The 15700-nt window shown below is 71.1% G+C and carries 10 protein-coding genes; 4 read left to right on the top strand and 6 right to left on the bottom strand.

Annotated elements, in window-relative coordinates; translation table 11 throughout:
* Positions 1 to 125: 125 nt before the first annotated feature.
* From AC3ETA_RS24240 to AC3ETA_RS24260, 5 genes are all read right to left on the bottom strand, one after another.
* Positions 126 to 461, bottom strand: coding sequence for a hypothetical protein (locus AC3ETA_RS24240; RefSeq protein WP_432195005.1), 336 nt, complete (start codon positions 459 to 461; stop codon positions 126 to 128).
* 525 nt (positions 462 to 986) lie between these two features.
* Positions 987 to 1331 (bottom strand): GNAT family N-acetyltransferase, encoded by a 345-nt coding sequence (locus AC3ETA_RS24245; RefSeq protein ID WP_432195006.1) that lies wholly within the window; start codon positions 1329 to 1331, stop codon positions 987 to 989.
* A 41-nt stretch (positions 1332 to 1372) separates the two neighbouring features.
* Complete coding sequence (panD, locus tag AC3ETA_RS24250; RefSeq protein ID WP_432195007.1) at positions 1373 to 1795, bottom strand: aspartate 1-decarboxylase; 423 nt, start codon at positions 1793 to 1795, stop codon at positions 1373 to 1375.
* Positions 1796 to 2181: 386 nt separating this feature from the next.
* Positions 2182 to 6105 carry a glycoside hydrolase family 2 TIM barrel-domain containing protein gene (locus tag AC3ETA_RS24255; RefSeq protein WP_432195008.1) on the bottom strand — a complete coding sequence of 1308 codons (3924 nt, stop codon included), beginning with the start codon at positions 6103 to 6105 and terminating at the stop codon, positions 2182 to 2184.
* Positions 6106 to 6312: 207 nt separating this feature from the next.
* Positions 6313 to 8202, bottom strand: a complete 1890-nt coding sequence (locus AC3ETA_RS24260) for an ABC transporter ATP-binding protein (protein WP_432195121.1) — start codon at positions 8200 to 8202, stop codon at positions 6313 to 6315.
* A 150-nt stretch (positions 8203 to 8352) separates the two neighbouring features.
* Here AC3ETA_RS24260 and AC3ETA_RS24265 point away from each other — a divergent pair, with 150 nt between their 5' ends.
* The 3 genes from AC3ETA_RS24265 to AC3ETA_RS24275 all read left to right on the top strand — a co-directional run bounded on the left by AC3ETA_RS24265 (position 8353) and on the right by AC3ETA_RS24275 (position 11649).
* Positions 8353 to 9318, top strand: a complete 966-nt coding sequence (locus AC3ETA_RS24265) for a lysylphosphatidylglycerol synthase transmembrane domain-containing protein (protein ID WP_432195009.1) — start codon at positions 8353 to 8355, stop codon at positions 9316 to 9318.
* Between the two features lie 71 nt (positions 9319 to 9389).
* Positions 9390 to 10154 (top strand): crotonase/enoyl-CoA hydratase family protein, encoded by a 765-nt coding sequence (locus tag AC3ETA_RS24270; RefSeq protein WP_432195010.1) that lies wholly within the window; start codon positions 9390 to 9392, stop codon positions 10152 to 10154.
* Between the two features lie 400 nt (positions 10155 to 10554).
* Positions 10555 to 11649, top strand: a complete 1095-nt coding sequence (locus AC3ETA_RS24275; RefSeq protein WP_432195011.1) for a mechanosensitive ion channel family protein — start codon at positions 10555 to 10557, stop codon at positions 11647 to 11649.
* Positions 11650 to 11664: 15 nt separating this feature from the next.
* Here AC3ETA_RS24275 and AC3ETA_RS24280 read toward each other — a convergent pair whose 3' ends face one another.
* On the bottom strand, positions 11665 to 13233 hold the full coding sequence (locus AC3ETA_RS24280; protein ID WP_432195012.1) for a M1 family metallopeptidase: 1569 nt from the start codon (positions 13231 to 13233) through the stop codon (positions 11665 to 11667).
* 235 nt (positions 13234 to 13468) lie between these two features.
* On the opposite strand from AC3ETA_RS24280, the gene AC3ETA_RS24285 reads away from it, so the two are divergent.
* A complete protein-coding gene (locus AC3ETA_RS24285) occupies positions 13469 to 15688 on the top strand; it encodes an NADP-dependent isocitrate dehydrogenase (protein WP_432195013.1) in 2220 nt (739 codons plus the stop codon).
* Positions 15689 to 15700: the final 12 nt, after the last annotated feature.

The raw sequence follows: 15700 nt of genomic DNA on the forward strand, positions 1-15700 counted from the left end.
GGGGGGGGGGACCTCCCCCCCCCCCCCCCCCCGCTCCTGGGCGCGTGCGGTGGGTGGCGATTTCTCGTCGTCCGCCGCGCCGCGGGGCCTCCGCAGCCGCTCCAGGAGACGGTCGCGCTCGGGGATCATCCGGTCGTCCGTGGTGTAGTTGCGGTGGCCGTTGATCGGCGGGAAGACCGGGTGCCGCGCCCTCGGTCAGAAGGCGCCGAACGCCCAGGCAGACCGGCTTTCTGACGCATCTCAGGGCGCAGGGCCAGGGTGCGGAGGGCGAACGGCATGAGGGCCACGAGGGCCGCGAGCAGCGGGACACTCGCGGTACCCAGCAGGTCGTAGAGCAGGCTGCGCGCAGCCATCTCCGGTTTGCGCAGGCCCTTGACCCGGTCGAAGAGGACGATCCAGACCACGATCGCGAGCGCCGTAAGCCCGGTCACCCAGTTCGTTGACAGCGGTCGGACCGTCACGCAATGGAGTCTTGCGATGAGAAAATCTCACCCTCCGTACATGGTGGGCTCAGGTGAGCGGCGGCCCGGGCTCGGGGTTCGGCACCGGCTCCGGTCCCGGCGGGATCGGCGACGGGGAAGGGTCCGGGGGCTGGGGCGGAGGCGGACTCGGTGGCGCCGGCGGGGGCGGCCCCGGCGGGGGCGGGGGACCCGGGGGCGGTGGCGGTCCGGGCGGAGGCGGTGCGGGTGGCTCGGGAGCCGGCGCGGGCTCCGGCGGCGGAACCGGGTGCGGTTCGGGGTGCGGCGGCTCCGGATACGGCGGTTCCGGGCCCGGGGTCGGTCCCGGATGGACCGGGTCCGGATACGGGTTGGTCATGGCGTCCTCCAGCAGTCCGTGACATCGGCTCTGGACTACTCCCCCGCGTACCCGAGGGCCGCGCCACCAGTCACTCACCCGCGTCAACGACGGCGGCCAAGTGGGCCCGTCAGGACCAGTGTCGTCCTTCCCGGACCCGCCCGGGAACGGCCCGCTCGGAACCGCCCGTGTCAGAACCGCTCGGGGTGCGCCCGCAGCCAGTCCTTGGCCGCCTCCAGCAGCGCCGGGTCGGCGGCCGGGGCCTCGTCAGGGTGGCGTTCGGCCCACTTCACGACGTACGGGCACAGCGGCGCGACGACGACTCCCTCGCGCGCCGCCATGCCGTACAGCTCACGCGCCAGCGAACCCGCGATGCCCTTCCCCTCGTGGGCCGGTTCGACGATGGTGTGGACGGGGACGAGGGCGCGTGCCGGGGACTCCAGGACGAAGTACTCGATGTGGCCGGTGACTTCGTCGCCCTTCAGAGCCTCCAGGCGGCCCGCCGCACGGTCGTCGCGGATCTCGATCTCGCTCATGGCACGCTCCCTGGTCCGTCTTCCGTCTGCTGCCGCGGCGGTCAGGCCACCGGCACGGCCTGCGGGCTGCGCTCCTGGTCGGAACCCGGCACCGGCTCGGAGGGGTCGGCGCCCAGGGACACGATCCGGTTGGCGCCGTCCACGTGCACGACCCGCGGTTCGAACTCCCGCGCCTCGGCGTCGGCCATCTGAGCGTAACTGATGATGATCACGAGGTCGCCGGGGTGGACGAGATGGGCGGCGGCCCCGTTGATCCCGACGACTCCAGAGCCACGCTCGCCCTCGATGACGTAGGTCTCCAGGCGGGCGCCGTTGGTGATGTCGACGATGTGGACGAGCTCACCGGGCAGCAGGTCGGCGGCGTCGAGCAGATCCGCGTCGATGGTCACCGATCCCACGTAGTGCAGGTCGGCCTGGGTGACGGTGGCGCGGTGGATCTTGGACTTGAACAGAGTACGCAGCACTTTGGACTCCTGAAGGACGGCTCCCTGCCTGCTTTGTGCAGGTCAAGGGCGTTGTTCACTGTACCCCGGCACGCGTCGAAGTCGACGATTGTGAGGAATATCGCTCCGGTCTGGCGAGAAGGGTCTCCGCAGCGCAGCCAAGAGGCCCGCGCCCGTTGTCCACCAGGGAATTGGGAGATGGCTGCATCCCGCGAGCCGCATCGGCGCGGCCCGGACGTGTCGCCCGGCGAGGTCGGCTTGTTCGGCTGTTTCGGCTGTTTCGGCTGTTTCGGCTTGTTCAGCCCTGACTGCTCGGCTCAGGGTTCACCCCCGTTCCGCTCGGTGGATCGCGGTGTCCTCCGAGTCGACGGTGCCTCGGGCGCAGGTCCGGACCCCGGTCCCCTCGGTCACTCCGGCCCGGTCGGCCTGCGTGAGGCCGCCATCGCCCCGGCCACGTCGGCCAGCGGCCGCAGCCGGTAGGTGTAGGAGTAGTCGCGGCTCGGGAACAGCTTGTACCGGTCGTGGGTGTGGGCGCCCCAGCTGTTGTCGCCGCCCAGGCCCATCTGCCGGTGGTTCACGCGCAGGACGACCTCCTCGCGCGGGGCGAGCTGGTACTCGTGGCGTACGCCGGACGACAGGTCCTCCGGGGTGAAGTGCGAGGCGTTGACCTCCAGCAGGGGCTCCCCGGAGACGAGGAGGCCGCTGCCCGAGGTGTCGGTCAGGGCGATCCAGCGGACGTCGGTCTTGTTGCCGTTCTCCTGGGGCCGGATGTACGGGGTCCACTGCTCGGAGACGGTGCCGGAGTACACGCCCACGTCGGTGCCGTCGTGGCGGTCGACGTAGTTCTCCTCGGGCCCGCGGCCGTAGTAGCGCAGCCGCTCGAAGCGTCCGGGCAGGTGCAGCAGCGTGCCGACCTCCGGGATGTAGGGCAGTGACGCGGCGCCCGGGTGCAGCGTGTTGTCGACCTTGATCTCGCCGTTGCCGAACACCGTGTAGGTGGTGGTGTACGTCGACTCGACGGCCGTCGGCAGGGCGCCGGCGACCTTGATCTCGACGGCCCTGTCCCCCAGGGGGCGCGTGCTGACCTCCGTCACCCTCCGGTCGGTGCCCGCGTCGCGCCAGGTCTGGTTGCGGGTGTGCTGGCCGTTGCCACGGTCGTTCTCCGTGGGCGCCCGCCAGAAGTTCGGCACGGGGCCCGAGGTGATGAGCCGGGTGCCCCGGGCCTCGTAGGAGGTGATGGTCCCGGTGCTCTTGTCGACGGTGACGGAGAAGTCCTTGCCCTTGACCGTGACGGCCTTCTCCCCGTCGGTGTGCTGCAGCACGGGCACGCTCGCCAGTGGTGCGGGCGTCAGTGCCGGGACGTCGGCGTCGAGGGGCAGTTGCTGCCTGGCCACCTCGAAGCCGGCCTTCGCCCACGGGGTGGAGTCCTTGGTGGTGAAGGACAGTTCGAGGAAGTACTCGGTGCCCGGTGCCGGGTCCGCCGGCAGCCGGACCGGCACCGTGATGTCCTTGCTGCTCAGCGGCGGGACGTCCAGCTGGGTGCGGGTCAGCTTCCCGCGCCGGACCACCTCGCCGTCGGCGACCAGCTCCCAACAGCCGTCGAACTCACGGAGGTTGGTGAACAGATACTCGTTGGTGAGGGTGATCGCCGATCCGGGAGCGAGTATGTCACCGGAGGCGGGCGTCGCCTGGACGGCCTGGTAGATCCGTTTGATCTCGGCCGCCTTGCCGGTGTGGCGGCGGTCGGCGGTGACGATGCCGTCGGCGTTGGAGGTGCCGTCGTTGGGGTTGTCGCCCCAGTCGCCGCCGTATGGGAAGAACGTTTTCTGGCGGGGCCGCTTCTCGGTGAGGCCGGCGGTGGCCGCGTCGAACCAGAACCGTACGCCTTCGTCGCCGGGACCGCGGCCGTCGGAGCCGAGTTCGGCGGCGCTCAGCGCACGCGCGTACACGCGTGCCCGGCGGATCGTGCCGCTGAACTCCCGGGTGGGGTTGTCGACATCGGTGGCCAGCGAGAGCGGGGCGGTGTTGGGGGCGGGCCTGCGCGTGGTCGTCCGGGTGGCCTTCTCGGCGCCGTCGACATGGAGGGTCAGCGTGCCGGCGTCCGCGTCGAAGACACCGGCGATGTGGTGCTCGTTGCCGGTCCAGTCGTCCGGGAGCGCCCAGGTCGCGGTGATCCACTGGCCGCCGCCGTAGATGAAGAACTCCAGGTTGCGGTCCGACTGCTTGAGCGCGTACTGGGTGTCGCCCTTGACGAGGATCGGCTGGTGGTAGCCGGTGTGGTGCGGGGTGATCCAGGCTTCCAGGGTGAGCGAGCCGGTGAGGTCGAGGCGGGCGTCGCGGGGGAAGACCGTGGCGCCGGAGACGCCCTTGGCGCGGTCGAAGGTGCCGCTGGCGGTGAGGACCTCGCCGCGCAGTGCGTCGGGCCCGGACTCGGTGAGGATCTTGCGGACCGGCACGGGCCAGCTCAGCGACTGGTCGACGAAGTCCCAGATCCAGCCGCCCTGGAGGACGTCGTAGCGGCGGACGATGTCCCAGTACTCCTTGAAGTTGCCGTTGGAGTTCCCCATCGCGTGCGCGTACTCGATCATCACGTACGGCCGGGTGTCGGCGGTGTCCTTCGCACGCTGTTCGACGCGGGAGGGGCTGTCGTACATCTCCGAGCGGATGTCGCTGATCGCCGGCCGGTCGTCGCCCTCGTACTGGACGACGCGCGTCGTGTCGTAGGACTTGATCCAGTCGTGCATGGCGACGAAGGTGCTGCCACCGCCCGCCTCGTTGCCGAGCGACCAGACGACCACCGAGGCGTGGTTCTTGTCGCGGTGGACCATGGCCTGGGCGCGGGCGACGCACGCCTTGGTCCAGTCGGCGTGGTCGCCGGGGTACTCGCCGCGGATGCCGTGGGTCTCGAGGTTGGTCTCGTCGACGAGGTAGAGGCCGTACTCGTCCGCGAGTTCGTACCACAGCGGGTTGTTGGGGTAGTGCGAGGTGCGGACGGAGTTCATGTTCATCCGCTTGATGATCTCGATGTCCGTGACCATGTGGTCGCGGGTGAGTGCCATGCCGCTGTCGGGGTGCATCTCGTGCCGGTTGGTGCCGCGGAACGAGACGGGCTTGCCGTTGATCCGCATCAGGCCGTCCTTCAGCGCGAACTCGCGCAGGCCGACGCGGTGCGAGAGGGTCTCGGTGACCTTGCCGGCGGGATCGCGCAGGCGCAGTACGGCGGTGTAGAGGTTCGGGTGCTCGGCGGACCACAACCGGGGCGCGGGCACGGCCCTGCTCGCCCGGACGGTCACGTCCTCACCGGCGGGGGCGGAGGCGAGGTCGACGGGCTGCTGGAGCGGTCTGGGCCAGACGGGATGGCCGGCGGGGTCGTACAACTGCGTCTCGACGCGGTAGCCGCCCTCGCCCCGCCCGTCGTACGCGCGCACGCTCGCGGTCACGGTCAGCTCGGCGGCCGTGCAGTCGTCGCTGAGCGGGGTGTCCAGCTTGAAGTCGCGCAGATGGACGGCCGGTGTGGAGTAGAGGTGGACCGAGCGGAAGATGCCGCTCAGCCGGATCATGTCCTGGTCCTCCAGCCAGTCCCCGTCGGAGAAGCGGTAGACCTCCACGGCGATCTGGTTGGTGCCGGGCCGCAGGTGCTCGGTGATGTCGTACTCGGCGGGGGTGAAGGAGTCCTCGGCGTATCCGACCAGCTCCCCGTTGATCCACACGTAGTGCGCGGACTTGACGCCCTCGAAGTGCAGGAAGGTCCGGCGTCCCGCCCAGCCGCGCGGCACGGTGAAGGTGCGCCGGTACTGCCCCACCGGGTTGAAGCGGGTGGGCGCGGCCGGGGGCTGCGCCTCCTCGCCGAGGCCGTTCGGCCCCCACCAGGGGTAGGTGATGTTGACGAAGATCGGGCGGTCGTAGCCGTGCATCTGCCACACCGAGGGGACCGGGACGGTGTCCCAGTCGCTGTCGTCGACGTCGGTGCGGTGGAAGTCGGCGTCCCGGTCGTCGGGCCGGTCGGCATAGGCGAACTTCCATGTGCCGTCGAGGCTCAGGCGGTACGGCGAGCGGGTGCGGTCGGCGGCCAGCGCCTGGGCCACGTCGGCGTACGGCATGAGCGTGGTGTGCGGTGGCTGGGTGCCGATCCGGAAGACGTCGATGTGGCCGTTCCACTCCGGGGTGCCGGCCGCCGTCGCGGTCCCCTCGGCCGCGTGCACCGTGGCGGACGACCCGGAGACGGCGAGCGCGGCGAGCAGGGCGGCTCCGCCCTCCAGCAGACGGCGGCGGCTGACCGGCATGCCCGGCGAGCGGGACGGGCCGGTGGGGGACGCGGGAGAGAGCGGCATCGACGGTGGCCTTCCTCGGGACGACAGTGCGGCGCTGCACGGCTTGAGGGAGCGTCAGATCGTGTGCGGTGCTGTTCGGAAACCCAACGCACACTAAGTTGAGAACACAGGGGAAGCAATGAGGCTGTCGATGTTTGTGTGTTCCTGATGGGTACGGCCGACGACCTTGGCCGATTCCGCCCCCTCGGCCGCCGGCCGCACCGCGCCCTACGCCACCACCTCGACGTCCGCGATCCCGCCGGACCGCTCCTCGAACTGGGTGCGGTACAGCTCGGCATAACGTCCCTCGGCCGCCAGCAGCTCCTCGTGCGTGCCCCGTTCGACGATCCGGCCGGCCTCGACCACCAGGATCAGGTCCGCCGCCCGCACGGTCGACAGCCGGTGCGCGATCACGACCGCCGTCCTGCCCTCCAGGGCCTCGGCGAGCGCCTCCTGGACGGCGGCCTCGGAGGTGTTGTCGAGGTGGGCGGTGGCCTCGTCGAGGATGACGACGCGCTGGCCGGCCAGCAGCAGCCGGGCGATGGTCATGCGCTGGCGCTCACCGCCGGAGAGCCGGTAGCCGCGCTCGCCGACCACGGTGTCGAGGCCGTCCGGCAGGGACCGTACGAGTTCGTCGAGGCGGGACCGGTACAGGGCGTCCCAGAGTTCGGCGTCGGTCGCCGAGGGCCGGGCGAGCAGCAGGTTGGCGCGGACGGTGTCGTGGAAGAGGTGGCCGTCCTGGGTGACCATGCCGAGCGTGTCGCGCAGGGACTCGGCGCTCAGGTCGCGGACGTCGACGCCGCCGACGCGTACGGCGCCCTCGTCGACGTCGTAGAGCCGCGGGAGAAGCTGGGCGACGGTCGACTTGCCGGCGCCGGACGAGCCGACGAGGGCGACGGTCTGCCCGGGTTCGGCGCGGAAGGAGATGCCGTGCAGCACCTCGGCGCCGCCGCGCGTGTCGAGGGTGGCCACCTCCTCCAGGGAGGCGAGGGAGACCTTGTCGGCGGACGGGTAGCCGAAGCGGACGTCGTCGAACTCCACCGCCACCGGGCCCTCGGGGACCCGCCGTGCGTCCGGCTTCTCCTCGATGAGGGGCCTCAGGTCGAGCACCTCGAAGACGCGCTCGAAGCTGACGAGGGCGCTCATGACCTCCACGCGGGCGCCGGCGAGCGCGGTGAGCGGCGCGTACATGCGGGTCAGCAGCAGCGCCAGCGCGACGACGTCGCCCGGCTCCAGGGTGCCGCGCAGGGCGAACCAGCCGCCGAGGCCGTAGACCAGGGCGAGGGCCAGGGCGGACACCAGGGTGAGCGCGGTGATGAACACCGACTGGGCGGTGGCCGTCCGCACGCCGATGTCCGCGACCCGCCGGGCCCGGTCCGCGAACTCCTGCGACTCCTCCTGCGGACGCCCGAAGAGCTTGACGAGCGTGGCGCCGGGGGCCGAGAAGCGCTCGGTCATCCGGGTGCCCATCGCCGCGTTGAGCGCGGCAGCCTCCCGCTGCATCCCGGCCATGCGGTGGCCCATGCGCCGGGCCGGGATCACGAACACCGGGAGCAGGACCAGGGCGAGCAGGGTGATCTGCCAGGACAGGGTGAGCATGACGACGAGGGTGAGCACCAGCGTGACGAGGTTGCTGACCACGCCGGAGAGCGTGTTGCTGAAGGCCCGCTGGGCGCCGATCACGTCGTTGTTGAGACGGGAGACCAGCGCTCCCGTACGAGTACGTGTGAAGAACGCGACCGGCATGCGCTGCACATGATCGAACACAGCCGTCCGCAGATCGAGGATGAGACCCTCGCCGAGGGCCGCCGACAGGCGCCGCGCGAGGATCCCGAGCGCCGCCTCGGCGACCGCGATCAGGGCGATCAGCAGGGCGAGGCGGACGACGGCGGCCTCGTCGCCACCCGTCACGATCGCGTCGACGATGTGTCCGGCCAGAACGGGGGTCGCGACGGCGAGCAGTGCGGTCAGCACCCCCAGCACGACGAAGAGCGCGATCCTGCGGCGGTGCGGGCGGGCGAAGGCGCCGATGCGGCGCAGCGTGGCGCGGGCGAACGGGCGGCGCTCCCGCTCCGCGTTCATGACGCTGTGCAGCTGGGTCCAGGCTGTGGTCTCCATGCTCATGGGAGGAAACGTAGGACCTCAAGCAACGTTGAGGTCAATATCGCCGCCTTCGTGAGGACCGGTGTCCGTCCGCAGCCGGTCCGTAAGACGCCGTCTGCGCTTCCGCAACCCGCCGTTGTCGCGGCACGGAAAACCTCTCCCGATGTGACCGCTGTACGACTCCACGCGCAACGCCTGCTCCGGCGCGTCCCGATCCGCCGGATACTGGTCCTGCTACCGCTCGCCCTCGTCGTCCTGGTCGCGGTGCGGCACCGGACCGTGCTCGCCGAGGGCATCGGGCATCTGGCGACGGCCAAGTGGCCGTGGCTCCTCGCCGCGGCCGGCGCCACCTGCCTGACGTGGGTGGCGGCGGCGGTGACCCGGCAGGGAGCCGTGGTCGACCGGCTGCCCAGGCTGCGGCTGCTCGTCACGCAGTTCGCGGCGGGCTCGGCCAACCATCTGCTGCCCACCGGGCTGGGTGCGAGCGCGGTGAACCTGCGCTTCATGACGGTGTGCGGGCTGCCGCTCGCGCGCTCCTCGGCGGCGCTGGCGCTGTATCTGCTGGCGGAGAGCGTGGCCCGGGTCGGGCTGCTGGCCGCGCTGCTCATCGCCTTCCCGCACGCGCTCCAGCCGGGGCCGCTGCTGCCCGACGGGGCATGGGGTCCGCTGCTGCTGGTCGTCGGCGCGGTGGTGGTCGTGGTGGTCGCCCTCTTCGCCCTGGTCCGCAAGCTGCGCACCGCCGTGCTGTCGTTCCTGGGCACGGCGCTGGGCGAGGCGCGCTCGGTGCACACCCGCCCCTCGCGCGCGCTGGCGCTGTGGGGCGGCTCGATCGCCTTTCCGGCGCTTCAGGCGGCCGGGCTGGTGCTGGTCGGGATGGCGCTGGGCCTGGACGTGCCGCCTGCGCACATGGCCCTCGCGTATCTCGCGGCGACCGTGGCCGTCGCGCTCGTGCCGACGCCCGGCGGCCTCGGCTCGGTCGAGGCGGCGCTGATCGTGGCGCTGGTGGCGGCCGGCGGCCCGGTCGCGGTGGCGACCGCGGTGGTGCTGGCGTACCGGATCATCACGGTGTGGCTGCCGCTGCTGCCGGGGGCGCTGACGCTCGGGGCGCTGGTGCGCTTCAAGGTCATCTGAGCGACGCTTCCGCTGGAAGGCCAAGTGACCGGTAACTAACGTACGGGGTCCGACCAGAGGAGGGCCCCGCCATGCCGGTCCGTATCGAGCGCCAGGGACACGTCACCACCGTCGTCCTCTCCCGCCCCGAGGTCCGCAACGCGGTCGACGGGCCGACGGCCGTCGAACTCGCGGACGCCTTCCGGGAGTTCGACGCGGACGACGAGGCGCGGGTGGCGGTGCTGTGGGGCGAGGGCGGCACCTTCTGCGCGGGCGCCGACCTCAAGGCGCTCGGCACCGGGCGGGGCAACCGGGTGGCCGAGGAGGGCGACGGCCCGATGGGACCGACGCGGCTGCGGCTGTCGAAGCCGGTCGTCGCGGCGATCGCCGGGCACGCGGTGGCGGGCGGGCTGGAACTCGCCCTGTGGTGCGATCTGCGGGTCGCCGAGGAGGACGCCGTCTTCGGGGTGTTCTGCCGCCGCTGGGGCGTGCCGCTGATCGACGGCGGCACGGTACGGCTGCCCCGGCTGATCGGCACGAGCCGCGCGCTGGACATGATCCTGACGGGGCGGCCGGTCGCCGCCCGCGAGGCCCACGCCATGGGGCTCGCCAACCGCGTGGTGCCCAGCGGACGCGCCCGCGCCGAGGCGGAGGAACTCGCCGCCGTGATCGCCGGGTTCCCCCAGGCGTGCCTGCGCTCCGACCGCGCCTCCGTGCTCGAGCAGGACGGGCTGGACGAGGCGGCGGCGATGCGCGGTGAACTGGCCCACGGCACGGGCGTGCTGGCCGAGAGCATGCAGGGTGCGGCCCGCTTCGCCTCCGGCGCCGGCCGGCACGGTTCGTTCACGGACATGTGACGGGGCCGCGGGGACCGGCACCGGCACCGGCACCGGCACCGGCGGGTCGCGGGTCGCGGGGCCCGCGACCCGGGTGACCGTCGGAGCGCGCACCGCTGTGTGCGACCCGTGTGCCGCCCCCGCGCATCAAGCGAGCCCCGGCGTGCGGCCGTTCGGACCTCCGCGGAGACGGCGGTCCGGGAGAGAATGCCCGAAAGCGGTCGACGAGGCCGCCCGGCCGACGCTCCCTGTACGAACACGTGTACCCGATACGGCAGGATGAGCCCTCGTGCCGGTCACGGGGGACGGGTGACCGGCACGACGGCACATCGCGGAATCGAGCAGGTGACAAGGTGACGAGACTTCACATCCGGCCGTCGGCGGATGGATTCGCCGCAGTTCTTCTCCCCGGAGGTGACCGGTGAACCGAGCGCTCACCGTGGACGACCTGGTCATCGCCGGGATCGCGCTGGCCGCGGGCCTGCTCGCGGCCTTCCTGCTGCGGATGCTGATGCGCTGGCTGCGGGGGCACGCCGACCGCACCCGCTGGAGCGGCGACGACCTCATCGTGGACGTGCTGCGGACCGTGCTGCCGTGGTCGGCGTTCCTCGGTGGTGCGGCGTCCGCGGGCGCGGCGCTGCCGCTGACCAGGACGGTCCAGCACAACGTCAACCAGGCGCTGACCGTGCTGCTCATCTTCGTCGTGACGATGGCGGCGGCCCGCGGGATCGCCGGGGTGATGCGTTCGGTCACGCAGTCCCGTCCCGGCGTCGCCGGCTCGGCCACGATCTTCGTGAACATCACCCGGATCCTGGTGCTCGCCATCGGTTTCCTGGTGGTGCTCCAGACGCTGGGCATCTCCATAGCCCCCCTGCTCACCGCCCTGGGCGTCGGTGGTCTGGCGGTCGCGCTCGCCCTTCAGGACACCCTCGCCAACCTTTTCGCGGGCATCCACATCCTCGCCTCCAAGACCGTCCAGCCCGGCGACTACATCCGGCTGAGCAGCGGCGAGGAAGGCTACGTCGAGGACATCAACTGGCGCCAGACGACCGTGCGGGCGCTCTCCAACAACCTGATCGTCATCCCCAACGGCGAGCTCGCGAAGTCGAACATGACCAACTTCATGCGTCCCGAGCAGGAGTTGACGATCCTCGTCCAGGTCGGCGTCGCCTACGACAGCGACCTGGACCATGTCGAGCTCGTGACCAACGAGGTCATCGGCGAGGTGATGGCCGAGGTCGAGGGTGCCCTCCCGGACCACGAGCCGATCATCCGCTTCCACACCTTCGGCGACTCCCGGATCGGCTTCACCGTGATCCTGGGCGTCGGCGAGTTCAGCGACCAGTACCGGATCAAGCACGAGTTCATCAAGCGCCTGCACCGGCGCTACCGCAGGGAGGGCATCAGCATCCCGGCGCCCACCCGCACGGTCGCGATCCAGCAGGGCACGGTGTCGATCCCGCAGCAGCGCATTCCCGGTGAGGCGGACGAGGTGACCCCCGTCTGCCTCGACTGACCTGCCCGGACGTCCCTACAGGGTGGCCGAGTTGTCGTGCGAGCGGCTGCGCCTGCGGCTGTGCGGCGCGGCGAGCGCCGGGTCCACCGGCGTGACCGTCCAGTCCGGGTGCCCCGGCATCCGCGGCGTCTTCGTGCCGTACAGCCAGTCCCGGAGGAATCCGGACAGATCCTGACCGGAGACCTCCGAGGCGACGGCGATGTAGTCGGCCGTCGACGCCGAGGAGTTGCGGTACCGGTCGAGGAAGGCGCGCTCCAGCGCGTTGAAGGCGCTCTCGCCGACGAGGTTGCGCAGCGCGTACAGGACCAGCACGCCGCCGAGGTAGCGCTGGCCGTCGAACAGGTTGGCCGCGTCGGGCGCGGCGACCGGTCCGGAGTCGCGCCGCCACTGGTCGCCCAGGGCATAGGTGTTCTTCATCCGGGCTTCCAGGGTGGTCAGGCCCAGGGAGTCCGGCCAGCCGCGCTCGTAGCGGTAGAGCAGCCCGTAGAAGTCGGCGTGGCCCTCGTTGATCCACAGGTCGGCCCAGCCGACGGGGCTGACGCTGTTGCCGAAGTAGGAGTGGACCAGCTCGTGCATCATGTGCGAGCCGATCTTCGGCTCCGCCTGGAGCAGATAGTTCGGCTTGTAGATGGTCAGGGTCTGGCTCTCCAGACCGGTGAAGTCGAAGGCGTTCGGGGCGTCGGAGTTGCAGGGCAGCAGGCCGTACGTCTCGAAGGGGAAGGCCCCGAGCCGCGCCTCCAGCCACTCGACCAGGTTCGGCGTCAGCGCGAGCGCCGGTTCCAGTGCCTCGGCGCGCGCGACCGGGACGACGTCGCGCAGCGGGAGGCCGTGCGGGCCCTGCCGCTCCTTGATCACGTAGTCGCCGACCGTGATCTGCACCAGTTCGGTGGCCATGGGCTCGCGGGAGCGGTACGTGTACGCGCTACGTCCGCCGGACAGGCTCTCGGTGCGTTCCAGCAGGCCGGTGGCCACGCCGCGCAGGCCGCCCGGGACGGTGATGCGGAACGTGAAGTCGGCCTTGTCGGAGGGGTGGTCGTTGCACGGGAAGACGGTGTGCGCCAGGTTCGGCTGGCAGCAGACCGCGAACCCGTCCAGCGTGTCGACCCAGCCGGTGTACGGCTGCGGAATACGGCGCGGGTCCGCCGAGTACTCGACGCACACGGTCACCCAGGACTTGTTCGGCAGCGTCCGTGCGGGCGTGATGCGCAGCTTCTCGGCCACCTGCTCGTACGTCGCCGTGCGGCCGCCGACACGGACGGAGCGGATGTCGAGGCCGAGGCAGTCGAGGGAGAAGCGGGACAGCGCCTGGGTGGTGCGGATCTTCAGGGTCGCGGTGGCGTCGACCAGCCGCGTCGTGGCGTCGTAGGAGAAGTCGAGGTGGTAGGCCGAGACGCGGTAGCCGTCATTGCCGAGAGCCGGGTAGACGCTGTCACCGAGCGTCTCGGGACCCGGTGTGCCGGCGGTCCTGGCGGCCGGCGTCCCCGTGCGCGCCGGTGCCGCGTGGGCGGAGGGAGCGGCCGCCAGGGCCGCCGCGGTGCCGATCAGGGCGGCCGCGGGGGCCGTCACTCTGCTGCGATATCTCATGGTCCGCTTTCGCTGGGGCGGCCGGGTGGTCAGGACCGGCCTCCGGATCGGTGTTGATCTCCCTACATGACTGTTCGATCAGCTGATCCGGTTGCCCGGAGGCCCTGCATCCGTTTGCGCGGATGCACGATCTCGGCAGACATACCGCACCGGTGTGCGGACCCCTGTCGAGTACGGGTCGATCACGAGATATCTTGATGTCGAGCAATGTTGCAGACGTGGAGCGGAGCACCCGGTGACTGACTCGACCATCATCTATACGCACACTGACGAGGCCCCGGCCCTGGCGACGTATTCCTTCCTGCCGGTGGTCCAGGCGTACGCCTCGCAGGCGGGTGTCGCCGTGGAGACGCGCGACATCTCGCTGGCCGGCCGCATCATCGCGGTGTTCCCGGAGTACCTGACCGAGGACCAGCGCATCCCGGACGCCCTGCACGAGCTGGGCGAGCTGGCCAAGACTCCGGCGGCCAACATCATCAAGCTGCCGAACATCTCGGCGTCGATCCCGCAGCTCAAGGCCGCCGTCGCCGAGCTCCAGGGCCAGGGCTACGCGCTGCCGAACTACCCGGACGACCCGAAGACCGACGAGGAGCGGGAGATCCAGGCCCGTTACGACAAGGTCAAGGGCTCCGCCGTGAACCCGGTCCTGCGTGAGGGCAACTCCGACCGCCGCGCCCCCGCCTCGGTCAAGAACTACGCCAAGACCCACCCGCACCGCATGGGCGCCTGGACCGCCGAGTCCAAGACCAACGTGGCGACGATGGGCCGGAACGACTTCCGCTCCACCGAGAAGTCCGTCGTGCTCTCCGAGGCCGGCGCGCTGAGGATCGAGCACGTCGCCGCGGACGGCTCGACCACGGTGCTGCGCGAGTCCGTACCGGTCCTCGCCGGTGAGGTCGTCGACGCCTCCGTGCTGCACGTGGCCCAGCTGCGTGAGTTCCTCACCGCGCAGATCGCCGAGGCCAAGGCCCAGGGCGTGCTGTTCTCGGTGCACCTCAAGGCGACGATGATGAAGGTCTCCGACCCGATCATCTTCGGTCACGTGGTGCGCGCGTTCTTCCCGAAGACCTTCGAGCGGTACGGCGCCGCGCTCGCCGCCGCCGGCCTGTCCCCGAACGACGGTCTGGGCGGCATCTACAAGGGCCTGGAGGCCCTGCCCGAGGGCGCCGCGATCAAGGCGTCGTTCGACGCGGAGCTCGCCGAGGGCCCGGCCCTGGCGATGGTCGACTCCGACAAGGGCATCACCAACCTGCACGTGCCGTCCGACGTGATCGTCGATGCCTCGATGCCGGCCATGATCCGCACCTCGGGCCACATGTGGGGCCCGGACGGCCAGGAGGCGGACACCCTCGCGGTGCTGCCGGACTCGTCGTACGCCGGTGTCTACCAGGTCGTCGTCGACGACTGCCGTGCCAACGGCGCCTACGACCCGTCGACCATGGGCTCGGTCCCGAACGTCGGCCTGATGGCGCAGAAGGCCGAGGAGTACGGCTCCCACGACAAGACCTTCGAGATCAAGGCGGCCGGTACGGTCCGTCTGGTCGACCAGGCCGGCAACGTCCTCATCGAGCAGCCGGTCGCCGAGGGCGACATCTTCCGCGCCTGCCAGACCAAGGACGCGCCGATCAAGGACTGGGTGAAGCTGGCCGTCACCCGCGCCCGCGCCACCGGCGACCCGGCCGTGTTCTGGCTGGACGAGACCCGCGCGCACGACGCCAACCTGATCGCCAAGGTCAACGCGTACCTGTCGGAGCACGACACCGAGGGCCTGGACATCCGCGTCCTCTCCCCGGTCGACGCCACCAAGCTGTCGGTGGAGCGCATCCGCCGCGGCGAGGACACCATCTCGGTGACCGGCAACGTCCTGCGCGACTACCTCACCGACCTGTTCCCGATCCTGGAGCTGGGCACCAGCGCCAAGATGCTGTCGGTCGTCCCGCTGATGGCGGGCGGCGGCCTGTTCGAGACCGGCGCCGGCGGCTCCGCGCCGAAGCACGTGCAGCAGCTGGTCAAGGAGGACTACCTGCGCTGGGACTCCCTCGGTGAGTTCTTCGCGCTGGTGCCCTCCCTGGAGCAGTACGCGACCGCGACCGGCAACACCCGGGCGAAGGTCCTCGCCGACACCCTCGACCGCGCCACGGCGACCTTCCTCAACGAGGACAAGTCCCCGACCCGTCGCGTCGGCGGCATCGACAACCGCGGCAGCCACTTCTACCTGTCCCTGTACTGGGCGCAGGAGCTGGCCAAGCAGACCGACGACGCCGAGCTGGCGAAGGCCTTCGCGCCGCTCGCCGAGTCGCTCACGGCGAACGAGCAGAAGATCGTCGACGAGCTGAACGCCGTCCAGGGCAAGCCGGCCGAGATCGGCGGCTACTACCAGCCCGACCCGGCCAAGGCCGCCGCGGTGATGCGCCCGTCGGCCACTTGGAACGAGGCACTCGCGTCCCTGAGCTGACGCGGCTGCCCC

The organism is Streptomyces sp. bgisy027, assembly GCF_057710365.1.